Origin of the sequence: Streptococcus suis (assembly GCF_002960625.1) — a bacterium.
GTDB classification, from domain to species: Bacteria; Bacillota; Bacilli; order Lactobacillales; family Streptococcaceae; genus Streptococcus; species Streptococcus suis_T.
In genome coordinates this window covers 1-24426 of sequence record NZ_POJH01000041.1, presented here as the reverse complement: position 1 = coordinate 24426, position 24426 = coordinate 1, and the positions used below count along the sequence as shown (strand labels likewise).

Sequence of the window (24426 nt, the reverse complement as noted above, 5' to 3'; positions counted from 1 at the left end):
CTTACCTCATAACGCATAACAAACTTTACGATTACACTTTAACCCAAAATCAGTAAGATTGTTTATGCAATATTATTGTAACACCTTATCAAAAATTTTCAACATAAGGTGTTGCTTTTGTATACACTTTTTACACTAAACTTTAGTCCAAAATAAAAAAATTTCCATATTTGGATTTCGAGACTCAAAATATTTTTCGTCAAATACCTTGATGGACTTGACAAATGGTAGAAATAAGAGTTCATTTTGAAAATGACTTAGATACAACAAAGGTCCTCAAGTTACAGGTTTGAGGACCTTTGTTTCGCAATACAGTATAGCTAGTAGGGGATCTATTTCAAATGTTGTCCTCACATTGTCATTTTCTCTAAGAATGTTTCCAGTCTTGTCTTAAAATCACTAGTGTACTGGATTTGTAGAAAATCAAGGTCCTCTCCAGAAAAGAAGGCGGCTCCTTCAAGTTGTTTCTCTATAAATGGACTGACCTGACCTTTTTTCAGCTGGAAGGTCACGCTTCCTTTGGAAATGCGATAGGGAATATTTAGTGAAGTTTCGTCCATATTGGTCTTTATATCTAATTTTTGGGCATGATGAACCTGATGGAGATTTTGGGTATTACGGGCAAACATTCCATTGTCGATATAGAGGGAAAGGGCCTTCTGCATGATGAGGTTGGTATCGTAGTCAATCAAACTCTTATGTTTAATAAAAGCAGGCTTCAACTGCTGGGGCAGACTGATGGCACCAATCCGAAGGGCTGGAAAGAGTGTAGGGGTAAAGGATTTGATATAGATGACCAGATTATCGGTGTCTAGATAGTGGAGGGGCAGGCTTCTGCTAGAATCAAAATCTGCCAGATAATCATCTTCGATAATGTAGACCCCGTATTTCTTAGCTAGCTTCAGAATAGCAGTCTTACTTGCTGTATCATAGGTACTTCCCAGAGGATTGTGCAGACGGGGAATGGTGTAGAAGAATTTAATTTTTCCAGTTTGAAAGATTTTTTCCAGCTTGACCAGGTCAATGCCATCAAAATCCCGTTCAATTGTCTGATAGGGGATAGCTTGGTGTTGCATCAACTCAACCATCCTGGAATAAGTTGGATTTTCTAGCAATATTTCAGTTTTCTCAGGCCCGAAATCCATCTGGGTTAAGATATAGAGGGCCTGTTGACTACCAGCTGTAATAACCAGTTGGTCTTTTTTTGTGTAGACATGATAGTTCATCAAGAGTTGTTGGACAGAGGAGATTAACTCTGCCAGCCCTTCTTGCTGATGGTAGTAGTTAAACAGATAGTTCTCCCGCCCAATCAGACTTTCATGTAGGCATACTCGAAAATCCTCATAAGGCAGCTCCTGAAAATCCGCAGGGTCAAGTTCAAGCACTCGATTTTTAGAATCTTGATCTTCTAACACATAATAGCCACTTTTTTCTACGGCATATATTTTATTTTTGTATTTTAGTTCCAACATGGCCTTCTGAACAGTGTCCTTACTGCACTGGTAGTTCTGACTGAGCTGTCGAATAGAGGGCAGTTTTTCACCACGTTTAAACTGATTGTTTTCAATCCCCTCTAAGATATCCTGGATAATTCGCTGGTACTTATCCATTGTAACTGTCCCCCTACAGAAATAATTAAGACTAGTATAAGGTAATTTTTTTGGAAAAACAAGGTCGAGCCAGATGATTTACTTTGAGAAGTCAAGTAGTTATATGGTATAATGAGGGAATGAAAATCATTATTCCTAACGCCAAAGAACTAAATACCAATCTGGATAATCAGGCCTTTCAAACCCTGTCTGATACTAGCACATCGGTCCTAGAGGTTATTGGTCAATATAGCCTGGAGGAGCTGGCTAGTTTATATAAATTATCCGAGGACAAGGCCCAGTTAGAACTGGATCGATGGCAGAGGATTAGGCAAGGTCAAGCCAAGTCTTACCCGGCCTGGCAACTATATGATGGCCTTATGTATCGTTACATGACTAGAAGGGACCTGACAGCAGAAGAGGAGAACTATCACAAGAAGCATGTACGGGTGGCAACCGCCTTATATGGTCTCATTTCTCCATTTGAACTAATTTCACCCCATCGTCTTGACTTTCAGGGAAATTTAAAGATTGGTAAACAATCTTTAAAACAATACTGGCGTCCCTATTATGATGCAGAGGTGATTGATGAAGATGTCCTGCTCTCACTTGCTTCGTCAGAGTTTGAACAAGTCTTTTCACCAAAAGTTCAGGAAAAATTGGTCAAGGTTATTTTCAAGGAAGAGAAAAATGGTCAGCTAAAAGTCCATTCCACCATTTCCAAAAAAGGTCGTGGCCGGATGCTTTCGTGGTTGGCTAAACACAATATTCAAAATCCAGAAGAAATAAAAGGATTTGATGTCGATGGTTTTCACTACTGTCCAGAACAATCTACGTACCAGACCATCGTCTTCAAACGACCTTAATAAGATAGATGTAAAATAACGCTTTCTCCATGCAGTAGAGCGTTTTCTTTGGTAGTAACTAGGTAGATATTCTTGGAAGTATGTGTTATAATGAGAAGAATACTATTGGAAGAAAGGTTAGTTATGAAGAAGAGAAGTGGTCGAAAGAAGCCCACAATACTCCGAATGGTCAATTGGGGCTTGTGGGTTGCCTATCTAATGTTCCTGTGCCTGTTTTTATTTAGTATGTATCGATACCAAATCTTAAATTTTAGGTATTTGAACCATATCGTTACAGGTGTAAGTATTGGACTAGCACTTTTCACTGTTTGGTTGATATGGTGCAAGAAATTGCCAATTTTCACAACAGTTGTTCTCCTCCTTTCGCTACTTGTCACCTCAGCTGGTGTCTATGGTATGCGAGAGGTAGTTGATTTTTCTAGCAAGCTGAATTCAAATGCTTCCTTTTCAGAATATGAAATGAGTATTGTGGTCCCGGCAAGTAGTGATATCAGTGATATTAGTCAGCTAACCAGTTTGCTGGCTCCGTCTGAATATGATCAGGACAATGTTTCAGCCCTATTGCAGGATGTATCTACGACCAAATCGGTTCAGTTGGCAACTATGCCGACCAGTTCTTACTTGTCTGCCTATCAAGCTATGATGAATGGCGAAAGTCAGGCTATGGTCTTAAACGGAGTTTTCACAAATATTCTGGAAAGCGAAGACCCAGATTTTTCTTCCAAAGTGAAGAAAATCTACAGTTTCAAAATGTCTAAACCAGTTGAAACAGCGGTAGAACAAGCTAGTGGTGATAGCTTCAATATCTACATTAGTGGTATAGATACTTATGGGCCGATTTCGTCGGTATCTCGTTCGGATGTTAATATTATCATGACCATCAATCGGGCAACACATAAGATACTCTTGACAACGACACCACGCGATTCCTATGTTGCAATTGCTGACGGAGGACAAAACCAGTATGATAAGTTGACTCATGCAGGAATTTACGGGGTAAATGCTTCTGTCCACACCTTAGAAAATCTCTATGGCATTGATATTAGCAACTATATCCGACTAAACTTCACCTCCTTCCTCCAACTCATTGATCTGGTTGGCGGTATTGATGTTTACAATGATCAAGAGTTTACTAGCCATATTGGTGGTCACCAATTTCCTGTAGGTAATATCCATTTAAATTCGGAGTTGGCACTTGCCTTTGTTCGCGAACGCTACTCCTTAGCTAATGGAGATAATGATCGAGGAAAAAATCAGGAGAAGGTCATTGCAGCCTTGATTAAGAAACTCAGTTCGCCAGAGAATTTAGGTAACTACCAGGCCATTCTGAAAGGTTTGGAAGGTTCTATTCAAACTGACCTATCGATCGAAACCATTATGGATTTAGTCAATCGGCAGCTAGAGTCTGGAAGCCAGTTTACTGTGGAATCTCAAGCTTTGACAGGCTATGGTCGTATGGATTTACCATCCTATGCGATGCCGGGTTCCCAGCTCTACATGATGGAAATCAGTCAAGATAGTTTGACACAAGTAAAATCAGCCATCCAAGCAGTCTTGGACGGACAATAGTAAATAAATTAGGAGAAATTATGAATAATCAAGAAGTAAATGCCATTGAAATCGACGTACTATTTTTATTGCGTACCATTTGGAGAAAGAAAATTTTAATTGTTTTAACAGCCTTTCTAGGTGCAATGCTTGCCTTTGCATTTAGCAGTTTTCTAGTGACACCTCAGTATGATTCTACGACACGAATCTATGTGGTTAGCCAGAATGTTGAGGCAGGTGCGGGCTTGACCAACCAAGAATTGCAAGCAGGTTCTTACCTAGTTAAAGACTATAAAGAGATTATCCTGTCACAAGATGTGTTGACCAAAGTACAGACAGAACTCGGTCTAACAGAAAGCATCAAGGAAAAAATTGCGGTAAGTATTCCAGTTGATACACGTATTGTTTCTATCTCTGTCCGTGATGCAGATCCTAATGAAGCGGCTCGTATCGCAAATGGTTTGCGTGTGGTAGCGGCTCAGAAAATTATCGAAGTAACCAAGGTCAGCGACGTGACAACGCTTGAAGAGGCTGTTCCAGCCGAAGAACCGTCTACACCACGGACCAAACGTAATATCGTTCTAGGTCTATTAGCGGGAGGTTTTCTAGCAGTTGCACTAGTTTTGGTTGTTGAGGTACTAGACGACCGAGTGAAACGTCCTCAGGATATTGAGGAAGTTTTAGGAATGCCTCTTTTGGGTGTGGTACCCGATTCTAAGAAATTGAAATAGGAGAAAGATATGGCAACTTTAGAAATTGCACGCACAAAAAAAGAATTGATTCAGAAAACAGAAGAGTACTTCAATGCTATTCGTACCAATATTCAGCTGAGCGGTTCTGATATAAAAGTAGTTGGGATTACTTCGGTACAATCAAATGAAGGAAAGAGTACCACGGCCGCAAGTTTAGCGGTTGCCTATGCTCGTTCTGGCTATAAAACAGTCCTTGTTGATGCGGATATTCGAAATTCAGTCATGTCTGGTTTCTTTAAACCAACGACAAAAATAACTGGTTTGACCGACTATTTAGCAGGGACAACAGATCTTTCACAGGGACTATGTGATACAGATGTGCCAAACTTGACTGTTATTGAATCTGGAAAGATTTCTCCTAACCCTACAGCCCTCTTACAAAGCAAACATTTTGAAAATCTTTTAACAACCTTGCGTCGCTACTATGATTATGTGATTGTCGACTGTCCACCATTGGGAATGGTTATCGACGCAGCTATCATCGCACAACGTTGTGATGCGATGGCAGTTGTTGTTGAAGCTGGCAATATCAAACGCTCAGCAGTTAAGAAAGTAAGAGACCAGTTGGAGCAAACTGGAACACCATTTCTTGGTGTCATTTTGAATAAATACGATGTAACCACTGAAAAATATGGCGATTACGGTAATTATGGAAACTACGGCAATTACGGTAAAAAAGCTTAAACAAGAATAGGGTTACAACCAGAAAGGGAATAGTGAAATGATTGATATTCATTCGCATATTATCTTTGGTGTAGATGATGGTCCCAAGACTATAGAGGAAAGTTTAGCATTGATTGGTCATGCTCATCGTCAGGGAGTTCGTTTTATTGTAGCTACTTCCCATCGGCGAAAAGGGATGTTTGAAACACCTGAAAAAGTGAATATGGCTAATTTTCTACAGTTGAAAGAAGCTGTAAAAGAGGAATTTCCTGAGGTGCGCTTGTGCTATGGAGCGGAGGTCTATTACAGCAAGGATGCCTTGGGGAAACTGGAAAAGAAAAAAATACCAACTATCAATGGTTCACGCTATGTTTTATTAGAGTTTAGCATGAATACTCCTTGGAAGGATATCCAGGAGGCAGTGCATGAGGTAACCCTATTGGGTCTGACTCCTCTGCTTGCCCATATCGAACGTTATGATGCACTTGCTTATAAGGCAGAACGGGTGGAAGAGCTAATTGATAAGGGGTGTTATACACAAATCAATAGTAGTCACGTTTTGAAGTCGACTTTGATTGGTGATAAGGCTAAAGAGTTTAAAAAACGTGCCCAGTATTTCTTGGAAGAAGACTTGGTCCACTGCGTTGCGAGTGATATGCATAATCTGACCAGTCGCCCTTCCTATATGAAAGAAGCCTATCAACTGGTTGCAGAAGAATTTGGACTAGATAAGGCCAAAGCCTTGTTTAAGAAAAATCCCTTAATGATTTTAAAAAATCAAGTACACTAACCTCATAGAAATAGTGGAGGAGATATGAGTAATGAAATAGGATATCGCCAAACGAAATTGGCATTGTTTGATATGATAGCAGTTGCGATTTCTGCAATTTTAACAAGTCAAATACCAAATGCTGATTTAAATCGTTCTGGAATTTTTATCATAATGATGGTTCATTATTTTGTATTTTTTATATCTCGTATGCCAGTTGAATTTGAGTATAGAGGTAATCTGAAAGAGTTTGAAAAAACATTTAACTATAGCATTATTTTTGCAATTTTTCTTACGGCAGCTTCATTCATGTTGGAGAATAATTTCGAACTATCAAGACGAGGTGTTGTGTATTTTACATCAATAAACTTCATATTGGTCTACTTATTTAATATAATCATCAAACTGTTTAAGGACAACTTTCTTTTTTCGACAACTTATCAAAGAAAGACTGTTTTAATTACAACGGCTGAACGATGGGAAAATATGCAAGATTTATTTGAATCTGATAAACTATTTCAAAAAAATCTTGTTGCATTGGTAGTTTTAGGTTCAGAAATAGATAAAATAAATTTATCATTACCGATCTATTATTCTGTTGAAGAAGCTATAGAATTTTCAACAAGGGAAGTGGTCGACCACGTCTTTATAAATTTACCAAGTGAATATTTTGATTTAAAGCAACTAGTTTCAGAATTTGAATTATTAGGTATAGATGTAAGTGTCGATATTAATTCATTTGGTTTTACTGCACTTAAGAACAAAAAAATTCAACTACTAGGTGACCATAGCATTGTAACTTTTTCCACAAATTTTTATAAGCCTAGTCACATCATGATGAAACGACTTTTAGATATACTTGGAGCAGTAGTTGGGTTAATTATTTGTGGTATAGTTTCTATTTTGTTAGTTCCAATTATAAGAAGAGATGGTGGTCCAGCCATTTTTGTTCAAAAGCGAGTAGGAAAAAATGGTCGTATTTTCAAATTCTATAAATATCGATCAATGTATATGGATGCTGAGGAACGTAAGAAAGAATTAATGGCTCAAAACCAGATGCAAGGCGGGATGTTCAAAATGGATAACGATCCTAGAATTACTCCAATTGGACACTTCATACGAAAAACAAGTTTAGACGAGTTACCACAATTTTATAATGTTCTAATTGGCGATATGAGTCTAGTTGGTACACGTCCACCTACAGTTGATGAGTTTGAAAAATATACTCCTGGTCAAAAGAGACGATTGAGCTTTAAACCAGGGATTACTGGACTTTGGCAAGTGAGTGGACGTAGTAATATAACAGACTTTGACGAAGTTGTTAAGTTAGATGTTGAATATATTGATAACTGGACTATTTGGTCGGATGTAAAAATTTTGCTAAAGACAGTGAAAGTTGTTATTAAGAGAGAAGGAAGTAAGTAATTCAATTCTAGATTGGGTTATAAATAGGATTTTATGAGAACGGTTTATATTATAGGTTCAAAAGGTATTCCAGCAAAATATGGTGGTTTTGAAACTTTTGTTGAAAAATTAACCGAGTACCAAAAAGATAAATCAATCAAATACTATGTTGCTTGTACAAGAGAAAATTCAGAACAGTCAGATATTACTGAAGATTTTTTTGAATATAATGGAGCAACTTGTTTTAGTATAGACGTCCCAAATATCGGGCCAGCAAAAGCAATTGCCTACGATATAATAGCACTCCGAAAAGCTATTAAAATGGCAAAAGAAAAAAAAGATGAGAATCCAATCTTTTATATCTTGGCTTGTCGAATAGGCCCGTTTATCCAACATTATAAGAAGCAAATTAAAGCAATTGGTGGACAACTATTTGTAAATCCAGATGGTCATGAATGGTTGCGTGAGAAATGGAGTTATCCTGTTCGTCGTTACTGGAAGCTATCGGAACGATTAATGGTGAAACATGCAGACTTATTGGTTTGTGACAGTAAGAATATTGAAAAGTATATTCAGGAAGATTATCAAGAGTATTCTCCGAAGACAACCTATATTGCTTATGGAACAGAACTCTCAGCTTCTAAACTTTCTGGTTCAGATCAAGTTGTCCGAGATTGGTTTGCATCAAAAGGAGTTACAGAGGATAACTATTACCTAGTTGTCGGTCGCTTCGTTCCAGAAAATAATTACGAAACTATGATTCGTGAGTTTATGAAATCAAACTCAAGGAGAGATTTCGTTTTAGTCACAAATGTTGAACAAAATGCCTTCTATGAAAAACTGCTGAAAGAAACTGGTTTCGATAAAGATGAACGTATCAAATTTGTTGGTACTGTTTATGATCAAGAGTTACTTAAGTATATCCGTGAAAATACCTTTGCCTATTTCCATGGTCACGAAGTAGGTGGTACAAATCCTTCCTTGTTAGAAGCTTTATCTTCAACTAAACTCAATCTTTTGTTAAATGTAGGTTTTAACAGAGAAGTTGGTGAAGAAGGAGCATTGTATTGGGATAAAGACAACCTTCACAGAGTAATTGAAAGTTGTGAACAATTATCACGAGAAAGTATTGATGAAATGGATATTTTATCAACAAAACAAGTGAAAGAAAGATTCTCTTGGGAATTTATTGTTGATGAATACGAGAAAACTTTTGAAGGAGTAATATAGATGAAAGTTCTTATTCAAAGTAGGGAAAATTTTTTTGAGATGCCTGGTGGAGATACTGTTCAAATCTTAAAAACAAAAGAACAACTTGAAAAATTAGGTGTACAAGTTGATATTAGTTTAGAATTAGAACCAGATCTATCGACTTATGATATTATTCATTTGACGAACATTACACGGGTTAACGAAACGTATATACAATTAAAGAACGCAAAGAAACAAGGAAAACCAGTTGTACTTTCAACAATTTTTTGGCCTATGGAAGAATTTGAGAAAAAAGGGCAGCATGGTGTTCGTAAGGCACTATCTGGTCTACTTTCTATCAATCAAATCGAACGATTGAAAGTTCTTATTAGAGGGATTAAGAATTACAAGATTTGGAATAAGTCGACTCGTAGTTTATTAACAGTTGGATATTTAAAAATGCAGAGATATGTTATAGATGAGGCTGATTTATTTCTTCCTAATGCTGAATTAGAGATGAAAAAATTGAACGAAACATTTTCTGTAAATAAACAGAACTACATTGTGGTTCCGAATGCAATTGATGCAAACATAGCAAATAATTATCTGAATTTAGTAGATGATGAAGAGTTCAATGAGTTTAAAGATGCGATAGTCTGTGTCGGGAGAATTGAAGCAAGAAAGAATCAGTTAGCTTTAGTTCAAGCTTTAGAGGGGTCGCCATACAAATTGGTATTAGTTGGACAAGTATCGGACAATTTTAAATATTATTTTGCAGAAATTAAGAAATATATAGACAGAAATGAAAATTTTTTCTATATTGAGCGTATCGATAATGAAAAATTGTATAAATTATTTAAAAAATGTAGGGTTAGTGCTTTACCGAGTTGGTTAGATACCCCAGGGCTGGTCAGTCTTGAGGCAGGTGTCATGGGTTGTAATTTAGCGGTTAGTGAAGTTGGAACTACAAAAGAATATTTTGGAGAGGAAGCTTTTTATTGTGTTCCAGATGATATAGAGAGTATACGGACTGCAATTGAAAAAGCTTTTGTAAAAAATAACAACGGTAGTTTGCAACAAAAGATTTTAGAAAACTATACATGGGAAATTGCAGCACAACAAACTTTAAAAGGATATAAAAAAGTACTAAATAGAGGATAGTGGAATGAAAAAAGTGATGTTAGTTTTTGGAACTAGACCTGAAGCCATAAAAATGTGTCCCTTGGTAAATACGTTGAAACAGCGGGATAGTTTCGAAACAGTCGTTTGTGTTACAGGGCAACATCGTGAGATGTTGCAGCAAGTACTAGAAGTTTTTAATGTTGTACCAGACTACGATTTAAATATTATGAAGGAAGGACAGACTTTATACAGTATCACAACTAGTATTTTGGATACTATAAAACCTGTTTTAGAGGCTGAAAGTCCAGATATTGTTTTGGTTCATGGCGATACAAGTACAACATTTGCTACCTCATTAGCAGCGTTCTATTCTGGAATAAAAGTTGGTCACGTAGAAGCAGGTTTGCGAACTTATGATTTGCAAAGTCCCTTTCCTGAGGAATACAACCGACAAGCTGTTTCAATTGTTTCGGATTTCAATTTCGCACCTACAGAACAAGCACGTAAGAACTTGCTCAATGAGGGGCGTCAGGCAGATAAAATATTTGTTACTGGAAATACGGCTATTGATGCTTTAAATACGACTGTTTCAGATAATTATCATCATGATCTTTTTGAGTGGATTGGTGATTCTAGGTTGATTATGTTGACTGCACATCGCAGGGAGAATCTTGGACAACCTATGGAAAACATGTTTAGAGCTATCAAACGAGTTTTGGATGAAAATGCGGATGTTAAGGTTATTTATCCTATTCATAAAAATCCAGTTGTAAGGGGAATTGCTAATAAAGTTTTTGACAGTGAAACACGAATCAAAATTATTGAGCCATTAGAAGTGATTGATTTTCATAATTTCTTGAAGAAAAGCTATCTGATTTTGACTGATTCGGGAGGAATTCAAGAAGAAGCTCCTTCTTTGGGAAAACCGGTTCTTGTTATGCGAGATACTACAGAAAGACCAGAAGGAATAGCAGCAGGTACTCTTAAATTAGTTGGCACTGAAGAAGAAACTATATACAAGGAATTTTCAATTTTACTTAGTGATAATTCTGAGTACGAGAAAATGAGTCAAGCAAGCAATCCTTACGGTGATGGGACTGCGAGTCGCCAGATTGCGGATATTTTGGATAAATATCTTTAAACTAAGGTGGAAAATGAAAGAAAAAATAGATTTTGTGGTAACCTGGGTTGATGGAAATGATCCAGAATGGCAGCAAGAAAAGCAAAAATATATGTCAGATGATGACAAAAAATTAAATAGCATTGCTCGTTACAGAGATTGGGGTATCTTTAAATATTGGTTTAGAGCAGTTGAGGAACATGCTCCCTGGGTCAATAAGGTATTTTTGATTACTGAGGGTCATTTGCCAGAATGGTTAAATGTATATCATGAGAAATTAGTTGTTATTAAACATTCAGACTACATTCCTAGTAAGTATCTACCAACATTTAATTCCAACGTTATTGAATTGAATATTCATAGAATTCCAGAACTATCTGAAAATTTTGTTCTTTTTAATGATGATATGTTCATCAATAGCACTGTTAACCCAGATGACTTTTTTAAATCGAATGTTCCGATTGATGTAGGAATTTTTAGTCCACAAGTACCCAAACGTGGTGGAATTGCTTCTATCTCGCTTAATAATATTGAAGTAATTAATGACTATTTTAATACGTATCAAATAGTAAAAGAGTCAGGATATAAATTTTTTAAACTAAAATATGGAAAGCATTTGATAAAGAATTTTGCAGTTCTTCCATGGAAGAATATTCTTGGTTTTTATGACCATCATTTACCGATTGCATATAAAAAATCTACTTTTGAACATCTGTGGAGCATAGAAACGCAAGTATTAGATAAAACCTGTAAAAATAAATTTAGAACAAAGGGTGATGTTAATCACTGGTTAATGCGGTATTGGCAGCTTTCTGCGGGACAGTTTGTTCCACGATCGGTAAGATTTGGAGCAAGCTATGATATAGATGAATGGGAACGTATCAACGCTGAAGTAAAAAACTCTAAGCATTGTTTGATTTGTCTCAATGATGGTGATGATTCCAAGTATTCTGAAAATATAAAAGAAAAAAATATTTCAACTTTTGAGGAAAAGTATCCTAGAAAATCTAACTTTGAACTATAAAACAAGAGAAGGTGAAAAATGAAGAAAATAACCATTGTCCATATAGGTGATTTTTTAGGCTATCCGCCAGTAATTAGTCTGATTGAAAATTTATTGCATAATAAAGTTAGGGTTGATTTGATTAGTTCAACTGAATCTCGTAGAATTCCTTCACAAATAAAAGAAAATAATCTTTTTCAATATGTATATATAGCATACGATGCTCGCCGAGGCTTGTTTCCTAAACTAAATCGTTTATTATTTTTAAATAATAAAATTCGAAATGCGGTAGAGTTGTCTATGAGAGATTCGGATATTCTATGGACAACAACTGACATTGCAATTTATGTTCTAAGAAAGCAACTGTTCCAGTATAAACATGTTATGCAACTGATGGAGTTGATCCAAAGAAAACCACTTTTCCCGAAGTCAAGATACTTTGATTTCCCTCTGGATAAATATGCTAAGAAAGCTCATAGAGTAGTTGTTCCAGATTTAGACAGAGCATATATTCAGCAAGCTTGGTGGGATTTAAAAGTTCTGCCTATAGTCTTGCCCAATAAACCCTATACAATATCTCCTAAAGATTTATCAACAGATACAGTAAAAGCTTTAGAGGTAATGAAGAATGAGACGAGAAAGATTCTGTTTTATGCAGGTTTTATTGGTTCGGATAGAAATATTTCTGATTTTGCTCAAGCGATTGCTGGTAAGGAAGATTATTGTTTTTATTTGATCGGAAAAACTGCGGAAGGCGATACTAAATTAGAAGAGTTGTTAGAATCGAACGATAATATTGTATATTTAGGCTATCATGATGCTCCAGCTCACCTAGAGTTTTTCAAGCTTGCTCATATTGGACTAACACCTTACATTCCAGTACGTTCAACAATACATCCTGAAATAAATGCTTTATATTGTGCTCCAAACAAGGTATATGAATATAGTGCATTTGGAGTACCTATGATTGGGACGAATGTATTGGGGTTAAAGCGTCCGTTTGAACAGTATGGAATTGGTAAATGTGTTGAAGAATTGAATGCAGAAGCGATTGTGAGTTGCATTGATGCAATTGATGAGAATTATGAGGAAATGAAAAAAAATTGTTATAACTTCTTTGCGAAAGATGATTTGGATAAAATTGTGAAAGATATTATAGAAGGATAGAAAATGATTCGACTGTCAAGGCTAAGTAAGATTATTGTGACCATGAGTGCACTTATTATGTTGGGAGTAGATAGGTTGTTTCCAGTAGAGGTAGTCGGAACTTACTATCAACGAATTTTTATCATTTTTTCTGCAATCGTTATTTGGTTCTTGATGCAGAGATATAGCACTTTATCATTGAAAGAAGAAACTAGGTTTTTAAATCGCTATTTTTTATTGTATATTTTTGTTATAGCAATAGCTACTACCATGTCGGTATTTAAATATGGCTACTCCTTGGAAATAGTTGCGAAAAATATCCTTTCTTTGTATTCACTTCCTCTTATTGCATATACTATTGTTCTTATTTTCCATGATGATCAATCTCCAGTTCCTTTTCTTTCGTTGCTTTCTAAAATCGTGCTAATTATGTTAGCGATTAGAATGTTTAGTTGGGGAATGTTTAATTTTAGAGGAATTACCTTTTTTCCACGCTTGCTACTTCAATATGAGGGATGGATTCGTGATGGTTTCCAACGTGTTGAAGCCGGAATGTTAATTGGTGTAGTGCTTTCGTATTTGACGGTTCAATCCTTACAAAAAAACACCAGAGGTTTATTGTCTAAAATTGCTGTTGCTTTCATTATTCTTTTCCTACTTGTAGTAACACGTGCTAGATTTCAAACGATGTTAGCATTAGTATCTGTATTCTTTACTTATTATTTTAACCAAGTTCAAACTAGAAAAGGTCATGTTTTAAAAATAGCTTTAATTTGTTTGGTTGGGATAACCCTATTGTTAAATTATCAAATGATAGAATCTTTGTTTTCAATAATTTCAACTAACGGGCAGTACGGAGGTTCGACTTTAGTCCGTTTTACAGGAGTGGAACATTTTCTAACTTTGATGAAGCAACAAAGTGCTTATTTTGGTTTGGGCTTTTTGATAAAGGGAGGTGCATCGGTTGTTGATGCAATGTTGCTTCAAAATCAGTGGAGAAGCTATTATTTAGATGATTTTGGAATGTTTGGAACTATTTTTCAACTGGGTTTATTTGTATTAGTTACACATGTAATTCTATTTATAAAGGCAATTCAACTGTTACTTAAATGCCGTAACTTAGAAGATAGGTCCTATTTCAATTTTTTGCTATGTTTAACTATTTACCTTATAGGATCAAATATTATTTTAAATATGTTTGATTCGCAAAGGATATTTGATGTTCCGTTTTATTTAGCTATTTATAGTTTTTTAGATAGTCGGATTAATCAAGTTAAGGTTAGGGAGAGGTAAAAAATTATGACTGAAAAATTTAAAGTTAGGTCTGTTAGATTTAACTTCTTAATGAATATTATATTGAAAATGTCAGCGGTAATTTTTCCGCTGATAACCTTTCCCTACGTTTCGAGAGTTTTATTAAGTGAAGCAAATGGAAAAATTGCCTTTGCAACTTCAGTTGTTGGATATTTTGCTTTATTCGCTTCTATGGGAATCCCATCTTACGGTATTAGAAAATGTGCGGAAGTCAGGAACGATAGCGAGAAGTTAGCTAAAATAGTAAAAGAGTTATTGTTAATAAATTCAATCTTTACTTTTTTAGCTTATCTCGTTTTTATAGTTCTCATGTTTACTGTTCCAAAATTTTCTAGTGAGACATTGTTATTTTTTATTTCTTCAGTAACAATCTTATTCAATATGCTAGGAGTAGAATGGTTTTATCAAGCAATTGAGCAGTATCAATATATAACTGTCAGAAATATCGCTTTTAAAGTAATATCGATTCTTTTGATGTTCCTATTTGTTCACGAGCCAGAGGATTATATCATATATGCTGGTATAAATGTATTTGCGTCGGTTGGATCTAATTTCTTAAATATTATGAGATTATCCAATTACGTGGATTTGAAAGAAGGACAAATACGAAAAGGCGATATCTTGCTTCATATTGCACCTATCGTTACCTTGTTCTTATACAATGCTACGACTGTAATTTTTACAAGTTTAGATCAAGTGATGTTAGGTTTTTTAACTGAAAATTCTAGTGTTGGTTTTTATTCAGCAGCTATTAAAGTTAAGAATATTCTTGTAAGTTTGATAACAGCTTTGGGATCTGTAATGTTACCTAAAATTGCATATACATTAAAGAATGAAAGTAATAAAGATTTTGAACGAATGATTTCAAAATCATTTAATTTTATATTTATTTCTTCAATTCCGATAGCAATATTCTTTGTTCTAATGTCAAAGGAAATCATTTTTGTTTTAGCAGGTGAAACTTATAAGGAAGCAATACCTATTTTACAATTCTTGATGCCATCTATAATTTTTATTGGATTAAGTAGCGTTACAGCTTGGCAATTATTAATACCGCTCGGAAAAGAAAAATATACAGTTGTAGGAGCACTTTTCGGAGCTACGGTAAATGTTATAATAAATATACTATTTATTCCAATTCTAGGTGCTGTTGGTGCGGCTATTGCATCTAGTTTGGCAGAGATGGTTGTTTTTTTAGTACATGTTAGTGTATTGAAAACAACTATTAAAGCTACTTTTGAGTTTGAAGAATTATTGCGTTCCATTTTAGCGACGACTTTTTCTGCTCTAATCGTTGTTGTAACTAAATCATTAACTGTTTCTAGTAGTAATTTTATGTCTAGTATACTATATGGAATGACATTTTTTGGTACCTATGGTATTCTCTTACTTTTATTCAAAGAGAAGTTGGTATATGAGTTATACAGTCAATTGATTTCAAAAATTAAGCGAGGTAGAATTTGATGAGTGCTTCTTGTGTATGTATGATATTGAATTACAATGATGCTGAAACAGTTAAAAAATTGGTGGAGAAAATAAAGTATTATCCTGTTTTTAATCACATCTTAATTGTAGATAATTGTTCCAGTGATGATTCATATAGTATATTAAAGAAATTGACTTCAGATAAACTAACTGTGATAAAAACAGATAGAAATGGAGGATATGGCTATGGAAATAATTTTGGTACTAGGTACATAAAGGAAAACTTTGATGCAAAGTATGTACTTCTATCTAATCCAGATGTGGTATTTTCAAATGGCCTAATTGAACGATTTGTTTTCTCATTAGAAAAAAATGACAATATTGCGATGGTTTCGGCTGTCCAATTAGATATTAATAATCAAGCAATTAAGGATTTAGCGTGGAAAGTGCCAACTTCTTTTGAATATGCTGTACTAAATTCTGGAAAGTTCGCAAGATTTTTCCCAACAACTTATAGATTGGATTTTTCGAAATCAGAACAGTTTGTCGATTGTATCCCGGGGGCATTGTTAATGTACAGCACAGAAAAGTTTCTCTCAGTCGGTGGCTATGATGAGGAAATGTTTCTTTTTGCTGAGGAAACAACTATAGGATTTAAGTTAAAGGACAAGGGTTTTCGTACATTATTGATTTTAGATGATACGTATCGCCATGAACACTCGGTTAGTATTAATAAATCAATTCAACAAAAAAGTAAGCAATTGGAAATCTTATTCCAGAGTCGGATTCTGTTCATGGAAAAATATTTGAAGTCAAGTAAATTTATGTTAAATTTAGCACGTTACTTTCAGCGTAGGACATTAAAAAAATTAAGCTGATAGGTAGGTAAGGAGACAAGATATATGAATTGTGATTTTACGATTGACTTGGTTCAGAAACTGGAATTTGATATTTTAAAATATATAAAAAAAATCTGTGAAGAACATTCGATTAGATACTATTTAGCGTATGGTTCCTTAATAGGAGCAGTCAGACATAAGGGATTTATTCCCTGGGATGATGATATCGATATTATGATGCCTCGTTCTGATTATCAACGCTTGCTGGAAGTTATGCAGAAAAATGAACATCCATACTATAAACTCATCTCTGTAGATACTGATGTTCGTTTTCAAGTACCACTCCCAAAGATAATTGATACAAGAACAAATTTGATACAAGATTATGATCTTATTGAACCTGTTCCGTTGGGGGTATATGTCGATATTTTTTTAATAGATGGTGCAGGAGATGATTATGAAAATGCTCTTCTTCGTTACAATCGAGCATTAAGAAATTATCAAACTTGGAAAAAGTCACGCCAAAAGATGTTTCCTACCAATGTATCACGAATTAAATCGATATTGAGAAGGATAAAAAATCTTCCTTTTATTATATTAGGAAGTTCGTACTTCATGAAAGAATTGACGAAAGAAAATTCAAAGTTCACTTTTGATTCCAGTTATTATGTCGCAACATTTGAAACTGGGACTTCAATTGCAGAAAAGAATGTATTTAACTACTCAGATTTTGCTGAAGGAAGTTATTTGGAATTTAATGGTGAATTTTTTCAGGTTCCTAAAAATTATGATAAATTATTAAAACTAGAGTATGGTAACTACATGGAACTACCGCCTGTAGAACAACAGGTTTCGCATCATGCATATAGTTTGACTTGGAATGATGGCTATCCTAAGCCTTAAAATAAGTTTGAGTAGAATTGGAGAACAGGTTTGCAACAAGAGAAAAATACAAAATCATCCGCTATTATTCTAGCAGCAGGCTTTGGGATAAGAATGGTTCCTATAAATACTGAAGTTCCGAAAGCATTACTAGAGGTTTCGGGCCGTCCTCTTATCGAACATTTAATACTTCAACTACATGAAGCACAGATTTTTGATATTACAATTGTTGTCGGATATATGGGGGAACGATTAGAATATCTTGCTGATAAATACGGGGTTACCTTAGTGAATAATTCGAGGTACTCTGAGATGAATAACCTTTATTCTTTGATGCTTGTTGCAGATAAAATCTCTAATACCTATATTTTACCTTGTGATATTTGGTCTCAGGAAAATCCTTTTCTCAAAAGTTCGACAGATTCATTCTATCTAGTTTACGAAAATAGTTGTTGCGAGAAAACAGGCTATTGGGAATCAATGACAGGGATTGCCTACATTGCAGAAAAAGATAGCGACAAGATACGAGAGTCATTACATGTTGTTGCTAAAAGTAATAGAGGAAACGAGGCCTTTTGGGAAGAAGCGCTATATGACGGGGAACGACTATGGGTCACCCCATCCTTTGTAGCCAAAAATGTTATTTATCAGATTGATAGCTTTGAAGATTTGAGACGAATTGATAGTCAATCAGTGCACTTACATTCAGATATCATTAAATTAATCTGTCGTGTCCTTTCAATCGGTTCGAATGAGATTAGTGATATTGTTGCTCTCAAAAAGGGGATGACCAACCGATCTTTTCTATTTTCTTGCAAAGGTGACAAGTATATTATGCGTATACCAGGTGAGGGAACTGACTTGCTTATCGATCGCCAACAAGAAGCAATGGTCTATAGAACATTGGATGGAAAAGGAATATGTGATGAAATCGTATACTTGAATCCAGATAATGGTTATAAGATTACTAGATTTGTAGATAGCGCTAGAAGCTGTGATCCAAATGCTTTATCTGACTTGAAGAAATGTATGTCTAAATTACGGGAGTTTCATAGCTTAGAGTTAAAAGTTGAACATGAGTTTGATATATTTGCTCAAATAGATTTTTATGAGTTCTTGCGTAATGGGAATGAATCTGCATATGATGACTATAATCAGGTGAAAAAACAGGTTTTTAATCTCTCCGAATTTATTGAAAAGCATGTCGAAAAGAAGGTTTTAACACATATTGATGCAATTCCAGACAATTTCCTGATTTATTCTAAAGAAGGTCAAGAAGAAATTCGTTTAATCGACTGGGAGTATGCTGGTATGCAGGATCCTCATGTTGATATAGCTATGTTCTGTATCTATTCTTTATACAATCAGCAAGAGATTGACCGTTTGATTGATATTTATTTTGATTATAATTGTTCAGAAGAGATTCGCTTGAAAATTTACTGCTATATTGCATCCTGTGGCCTGTTATGGAGCAACTGGTGTGAATACAAGCATATGCTGGGTGTGGACTTTGGAGATTATGCTAAGAAACAATATGAATTTGCAAGAGAATATAGTTCTTGGCTAATTATCGAACTTAGAAAACGGGGGATATATGAATAGTCGTCTAAAAGGGACAATACAAGGTCTGTTGTCTGGAATGTTTTGGGGCTTAGATACATCTTTGAATGGATTGATTTTATTGATGAGTCCCTTCATTTCTGGAGATGATAAGCTGTTGTCCTCTACTTTACTGTTAGCATTTTTTCATGATTTTTTTTCAGCAACTTTTTTAACTTCTGACCTAGCTGTCAGAGGTCAGCTCAAAATGACAATTCAAAAATTAAAAAGTAGAAGTGCTTATTTTGTAATGATAGCAGCATTGTTTGCTGGTCCTTTAGGGATGAGAGCTTATCTGTATGCGGTAGAAAAGTTAGGGACGGGGCTAACTGCAACAATCTCTGCTCTGTATCCTGCTATCGCAGCCTTATTAGGGGCGATTTTGTTAAAAGATTATTTGACCAAACGGGGATGGTTTGGCCTTTCTTTGACGATGGTAGCAGTAATTTTTCTTGGATATAGTGGAAGTTCTAATGCAGGGGGAGATTTCATTGGCTTCTTGGCGGCAGGGTTATGTGTACTAGGTTGGGCTTCAGAAAGTGTTATTACCGCTTACGGTATGAAGGATGATATTTTGCCGAAACAAGCTCTATTGATTAGGCAGTGGGTTTCAAGTTTAGCCTATCTGTTATTTATGTTAGCGGAAGGTGATGTTGTTTACAGTTTAGCAACTGTTTTTAACTCACAATCAATTCTTTTTATTATTGGTCTAGCACTTATAGGTACTCTTTCCTATATGTCTTATTATTCAGCTATTGATACTATTGGTCCTGTAAAAGCGACGGGATTAAATGTGACTTACTCTATTTGGACAGTGATTTTTTCACTATTTCTTTTTGGAGGACAATTAGATATAAAGTTAGTCATTAGTAGCATACTCATCATTATTGGGACATTATTTGTTATAAAAAACTAAGAGGAGAATCTATGCGAGCGATTATTTTAGCAGCAGGAATGGGTACTAGACTGAGACCCCTAACATTAACAACCCCTAAATCTTTGATTAAAGTTGGAGAGCAGACATTAATAGAAAGACAAATTTTGTTTTTAAATGAAATTGGTATTTCAGAAATTATTATTGTGACAGGTTATTTATCAGAAAAGTTTGACTTCTTAGAGAGTAAATATGGAGTTAAGTTAATTCATAACGATAAGTATGATATTTATAATAACTTTTACACTATGTATCTTGTGAGAGAGTTTTTGAGTGATGCCTATGTAATTGATGCTGATAACTATCTACATACCAACTTCTTAGATGCTAAGGTGGCAGTTTCTACATATTTTTCAGCTTATAAGAGAGGTTTTGAAGATGAATGGCTTTTAAAATGTGATGATAATGGTCAAGTGAATGAAATTGTGATAGATAGTGGCGAGGGCTCTATTCTATCTGGGGTATCATATTGGGATGCAAAATCTGGTCAGGTTCTAAACAAACTTATTGAAGAAATGTTAGAATCAAATGATTTTTGTAATTTGTATTGGGATAATCTTGTAAAAGATAACTTGGATAAGTTGACAGTGTATAAGCGAGATATTCCTTCAAACGTTATATTTGAGATTGATAATCTTGATGATTTAGACCGACTACAAGAATTTTTAAGTTCTCATACCTAGTCATAGGATTGCTGGATTTCCTGAACTTCCCGAATTAATGAACGTATTGCTGATGTAGCATAAAATTTCTTGACATTTATCTCTTGTTTTGATATGTTGACAGTGTTAAGTTAATTTCATTATATATGAGGAGGTATACTATGAGTACAAGAAAAAGAAAGCGTTTTATTTTAGAGCATAAGCGTAAGATTAAACTTGCCAAATCTCTCTTTTTAGCTGGCATCACGGCAGGTGCAGTAGGTCTTCAAACACCGGGAGAAGTTTATGCCAATACAGATGAAGTGTCATCGATTTTGACATCAACTGTTGTTCTCGATAATACTAATGGCGAAGAGATTAATGATGCTACAAAAGGCAGTATAGAAATATCAGTTGAAACCGATGATAATTCGGAAATCGAGGAATTGGATGGTTTGAGGACCGAAACAGATACTGGATTAGAGAATGTATCGACTGTTACTGCCGTTGACAAAGAGCCTGAAAATAAGGTAAATAAATCAATTCCTGTCACATTGAATAATGAATCTAATGATGAAACTGAGTCTACTTTAACGAGTGAGGTAATTGATACGGGAAACACTCAACTAGATGAAGAGAAGTTGGTAGATACTTCGACGGAGTTGGAGCCTGAAAATAAGGTAAATAAATCAATTCCTGCCACATTGAATAATGAATCTAATGATGAAACTGAGTCTACTTTAACGAGTGAGGTAATTGATACGGGAAACACTCGACTAGATGAAGAGAAGTTGGTAGATACTTCGACGGAGTTGGAGCCTGAAATGTTGACAGGTAGTATAGATGGGCTCCTTGATTCTTCTGTAGAAAAAAGGAATGATACTAACAATTCATCTAATAAGGTACTAAATTCTTTTTTGGGTCGTGGTTTGTCTGATATTTCAAATTCGACGAGCAAAAACAGTAATAGGAGTTCTGATGAGTTATATTCTAGCTATTCTACATCTAGTAATGGTGCCTCTTTGTACTCTAGTACCAATGGAGTGACACGTGAGGAAGCTGTTGCTTGGGCAAGGAGTCGTGTAGGACAGTACAGTTACTATGCAGGAACTGGTAATAGTAGATTTTGGGCTGGGCAATGTGTAGCTTTAATTAGATTATTTGCTGAACATAAGTTTCCACATTGGAGACATAATGGCAATGCGAAAGATTATATTACTAATGTACCTCTCCCAGCTGGATGGCAGAGAATTAAAAACTCAAGTACCTTTGTGCCTTTGCCGGGAGACATTGCATTATATAATCCCGCCCCAGTTAATGGTGGTTACGGTCATATAGGTATCATTATTGAAGCAGATATAAATACCTCCCTATCTGTTGAGCAGAATGTTGATGCTCCTTATCAAGGCGGGCCAGCAAAGCTTGTTCGAGGACATTATAGAAACTTTTGGGGAGTAATTCGTCCAAATTATGCTACGCCAGCACCGGTAGCTCCGCCAGTGAATCGTGTAGATGTTGGTAAAGCAGCAACGGAATCAGGTCAATCAGTATCTGATGGAGATTATCATATCGTTTCAACAGTAAATCCAAATTTTGGAATTGATGTCCAATCCGCAAATCCTGCAAATGGAACAAATATTCAATTGTTGGAAAATGCGGCAGTTCCAGATCAGATATTTACAGTTAAACACATTGGGAATGGTTATTATACCATTGTTCATAAAGCGACAGGAAATTCAGTGGATGCCACCTCAACAGCACTTGGGGCAAATGTCAATTCTTACTCATTACATGGGGGTCATAATCAGCAGTGGGTTTTAAGACGACGAGGTGCTATTGATGCATTTGAAATTATTAATCGTCATAGTGGCTTAGTTTTAGATATTGCGGGAGGACACATTAGCTCTGGAACCAATATTCAACTTTGGGAGTCGAATGGAACTGGTGCCCAGGCGTTTAAGTTTGTATCTGTTGACAATGAAGCGAAAAGGTCTATAGCTGATGGTGTGTATTACATCGTTACAAAGGCTAACGAGCAACTAAGGCTAACTGAAGCTAGTGCAGGAAATGATAGTTACTCAAACGCACAAATGAATGCTATTATGGGGAATCTCAATCAGAAGTTTGAAGTAAAATATTTAGGAAACGGTTATTATAGTTTGACTTCAACAGCAACAGGTCGAAGTCTAGATACTTTTAGTAATAGTAGTTATAATGCAGCAAGTGTTGTTATGCATAATACGAATGGTAGTGATGCTCAACAATGGATTATCTTTGATAAAGGTAATGGCTACTTTGAAATTCTTTCCAAAAAGAAAAATATGTCATTAGATTTTGCTGGTTCATCAACGACAGAACGCAATGCCTACCTTTGGGTAAGAAATGGTAGCGATAATCAATTGTGGAAGTTTGTGGTTGTTGTTAAAGAAGGTTGGAAAAAAGATAGCAAAGGTTGGTGGTATCAAAATGAAGATGGTTCTTATCCGAAGAATGATTGGAAATTCGTTGATAAGAAATGGTATTATTTTGACAATTCTGGTTATATGCTTACTGGTTGGCAGACGATAAAAGGGGAGTCTTATTATCTACAACCTGACGGTCGCATGGCGGCAAATCAATGGGTTCAAAGCTCAGGTGTTTGGTACTATGTTGACAAATCAGGTAAGAAAGTAACCAATACCTGGATTGATGGCTATTATTTGAAACCTGATAGTAAGATGGCTACCAGTCAGTGGATTCAGACTGAGGGTATTTGGTACTATGTTGATAAAACAGGTAAACGAGTTAAAGATACTTGGGTAGGAGATTATTATCTAAAACCGGATGGTAAAATGGCACAAAATAAGTGGATTCAGACTGAGGGTATTTGGTACTATGTTGACAAATCAGGTAAGAAAGTAACCAATACCTGGATTGATGGCTATTATTTGAAACCTGATAGTAAGATGGCTACCAGTCAGTGGATTCAGACTGAGGGTATTTGGTACTATGTTGACAAATCAGGTAAGAAAGTAACCAATACCTGGATTGATGGCTATTATTTGAAACCTGATAGTAAGATGGCTACTAGTCAGTGGATTCAGACTGAGGGTATTTGGTACTATGTTGATAAAATAGGTAAACGAGTTAAAGATACTTGGGTAGGAGATTATTATCTAAAATCAGATGGTAAAATGGCACAAAATGAGTGGATAAATGGGATTTTTGTTGATTCCTCAGGAAAACGAGCAAAGAGACCGTGATAAATTGGGCTCTTTGTCAACTGTAGTGGATAGATGAAAAGCAACACCTAGAGAGGACGAACTTCGTTCTCTCTTTCTTTATCTCTTTCTTGTTTTTAGGAGATAAGCTGAAAAGGGCTCTTCCCAGCCCTTTTCACTGTTCAAAGCAATCAAAATCCGTTTTTTAAAGTTTTCATCTTCCTGAAACCAAAGGCATTTCTCTTAATGACTTTGATGAGATTGTTGGTAGCCTCCAGTTTGGCGTTGGAATATGGAAGCTCCATTGCGTTCGTGATGTACGTTTTATACTTTAGAAAAGTTTTAAAAACAGTTTTAAAGGCAGGATTGACAAAATCCAAATTGTCTTCCAGAAGCTCGAAGAAATATTTCGAGTTCAT

General features: G+C 35.5%; 20 protein-coding genes and 1 pseudogene. 19 read left to right on the top strand and 2 right to left on the bottom strand.

Going from position 1 to position 24426, the window contains the following annotated elements:
* Window positions 1–350 precede the first annotated feature (350 nt).
* Complete coding sequence (locus C1G49_RS09330; RefSeq protein WP_105125477.1) at window positions 351–1610, bottom strand: PLP-dependent aminotransferase family protein; 1260 nt, start codon at window positions 1608–1610, stop codon at window positions 351–353.
* 119 nt (window positions 1611–1729) lie between these two features.
* Between C1G49_RS09330 and yaaA the strand changes: the two genes are divergently transcribed.
* The 19 genes from yaaA (at window position 1730) to C1G49_RS09235 (ending at window position 24049) form a co-directional block, all read left to right on the top strand.
* Window positions 1730–2455 (top strand): peroxide stress protein YaaA, encoded by a 726-nt coding sequence (gene yaaA, locus C1G49_RS09325; RefSeq protein WP_105118331.1) that lies wholly within the window; start codon window positions 1730–1732, stop codon window positions 2453–2455.
* A 123-nt stretch (window positions 2456–2578) separates the two neighbouring features.
* Window positions 2579–4024 carry an LCP family protein gene (locus C1G49_RS09320; protein ID WP_105125476.1) on the top strand — a complete coding sequence of 482 codons (1446 nt, stop codon included), beginning with the start codon at window positions 2579–2581 and terminating at the stop codon, window positions 4022–4024.
* A 20-nt stretch (window positions 4025–4044) separates the two neighbouring features.
* A complete protein-coding gene (locus C1G49_RS09315; RefSeq protein ID WP_105125475.1) occupies window positions 4045–4734 on the top strand; it encodes a YveK family protein in 690 nt (229 codons plus the stop codon).
* Window positions 4735–4743: 9 nt separating this feature from the next.
* Window positions 4744–5439 carry a tyrosine-protein kinase gene (locus C1G49_RS09310; protein WP_105116925.1) on the top strand — a complete coding sequence of 232 codons (696 nt, stop codon included), beginning with the start codon at window positions 4744–4746 and terminating at the stop codon, window positions 5437–5439.
* A gap of 37 nt (window positions 5440–5476) precedes the next feature.
* The gene (cps4B, locus tag C1G49_RS09305) at window positions 5477–6208 is read left to right on the top strand and encodes a capsular polysaccharide biosynthesis protein Cps4B (RefSeq protein ID WP_105125474.1); all 732 of its coding nucleotides are present in this window, start codon (window positions 5477–5479) and stop codon (window positions 6206–6208) included.
* Between the two features lie 24 nt (window positions 6209–6232).
* Window positions 6233–7612, top strand: a complete 1380-nt coding sequence (locus tag C1G49_RS09300) for a sugar transferase (protein ID WP_105125473.1) — start codon at window positions 6233–6235, stop codon at window positions 7610–7612.
* Between the two features lie 33 nt (window positions 7613–7645).
* Window positions 7646–8821 carry a beta 1-4 rhamnosyltransferase Cps2T gene (gene cps2T / locus C1G49_RS09295; protein WP_105125472.1) on the top strand — a complete coding sequence of 392 codons (1176 nt, stop codon included), beginning with the start codon at window positions 7646–7648 and terminating at the stop codon, window positions 8819–8821.
* The gene (locus tag C1G49_RS09290; protein WP_105125471.1) at window positions 8822–9943 is read left to right on the top strand and encodes a glycosyltransferase; all 1122 of its coding nucleotides are present in this window, start codon (window positions 8822–8824) and stop codon (window positions 9941–9943) included.
* A gap of 4 nt (window positions 9944–9947) precedes the next feature.
* Window positions 9948–11045, top strand: a complete 1098-nt coding sequence (wecB, locus tag C1G49_RS09285; protein WP_105125470.1) for a non-hydrolyzing UDP-N-acetylglucosamine 2-epimerase — start codon at window positions 9948–9950, stop codon at window positions 11043–11045.
* A gap of 13 nt (window positions 11046–11058) precedes the next feature.
* Entirely contained in the window at window positions 11059–12048 is a 990-nt protein-coding gene (locus tag C1G49_RS09280; RefSeq protein WP_105125469.1) for a Stealth CR1 domain-containing protein, read from the top strand.
* Between the two features lie 18 nt (window positions 12049–12066).
* Window positions 12067–13194 (top strand): glycosyltransferase, encoded by a 1128-nt coding sequence (locus C1G49_RS09275; protein WP_105125468.1) that lies wholly within the window; start codon window positions 12067–12069, stop codon window positions 13192–13194.
* A gap of 3 nt (window positions 13195–13197) precedes the next feature.
* The gene (locus tag C1G49_RS09270) at window positions 13198–14466 is read left to right on the top strand and encodes a hypothetical protein (RefSeq protein ID WP_105125467.1); all 1269 of its coding nucleotides are present in this window, start codon (window positions 13198–13200) and stop codon (window positions 14464–14466) included.
* Window positions 14467–14472: 6 nt separating this feature from the next.
* Window positions 14473–15951, top strand: coding sequence for a flippase (locus tag C1G49_RS09265; RefSeq protein WP_105125466.1), 1479 nt, complete (start codon window positions 14473–14475; stop codon window positions 15949–15951).
* Window positions 15951–16790, top strand: a complete 840-nt coding sequence (locus C1G49_RS09260) for a glycosyltransferase (RefSeq protein WP_105125465.1) — start codon at window positions 15951–15953, stop codon at window positions 16788–16790. The genes C1G49_RS09265 and C1G49_RS09260 overlap by 1 nt, the downstream gene beginning before the upstream one ends.
* 24 nt (window positions 16791–16814) lie before the next feature.
* The gene (locus tag C1G49_RS09255; protein ID WP_105125464.1) at window positions 16815–17654 is read left to right on the top strand and encodes a LicD family protein; all 840 of its coding nucleotides are present in this window, start codon (window positions 16815–16817) and stop codon (window positions 17652–17654) included.
* Between the two features lie 30 nt (window positions 17655–17684).
* The gene (locus tag C1G49_RS09250; protein ID WP_238595871.1) at window positions 17685–19235 is read left to right on the top strand and encodes a phosphotransferase; all 1551 of its coding nucleotides are present in this window, start codon (window positions 17685–17687) and stop codon (window positions 19233–19235) included.
* Complete coding sequence (locus C1G49_RS09245; protein WP_105125463.1) at window positions 19228–20148, top strand: DMT family transporter; 921 nt, start codon at window positions 19228–19230, stop codon at window positions 20146–20148. The genes C1G49_RS09250 and C1G49_RS09245 overlap by 8 nt, the downstream gene beginning before the upstream one ends.
* 11 nt (window positions 20149–20159) lie before the next feature.
* The gene (locus tag C1G49_RS09240) at window positions 20160–20849 is read left to right on the top strand and encodes a sugar phosphate nucleotidyltransferase (protein WP_105125462.1); all 690 of its coding nucleotides are present in this window, start codon (window positions 20160–20162) and stop codon (window positions 20847–20849) included.
* 140 nt (window positions 20850–20989) lie between these two features.
* Window positions 20990–24049: an RICIN domain-containing protein gene (locus tag C1G49_RS09235; protein ID WP_161942112.1), complete on the top strand. Its 3060-nt coding sequence runs from the start codon at window positions 20990–20992 to the stop codon at window positions 24047–24049.
* 16 nt (window positions 24050–24065) lie between these two features.
* On the opposite strand, the pseudogene C1G49_RS09230 reads toward C1G49_RS09235, so the two are convergent.
* Window positions 24066–24426: pseudogene (locus C1G49_RS09230) on the bottom strand (transposase); the annotation flags it as partial.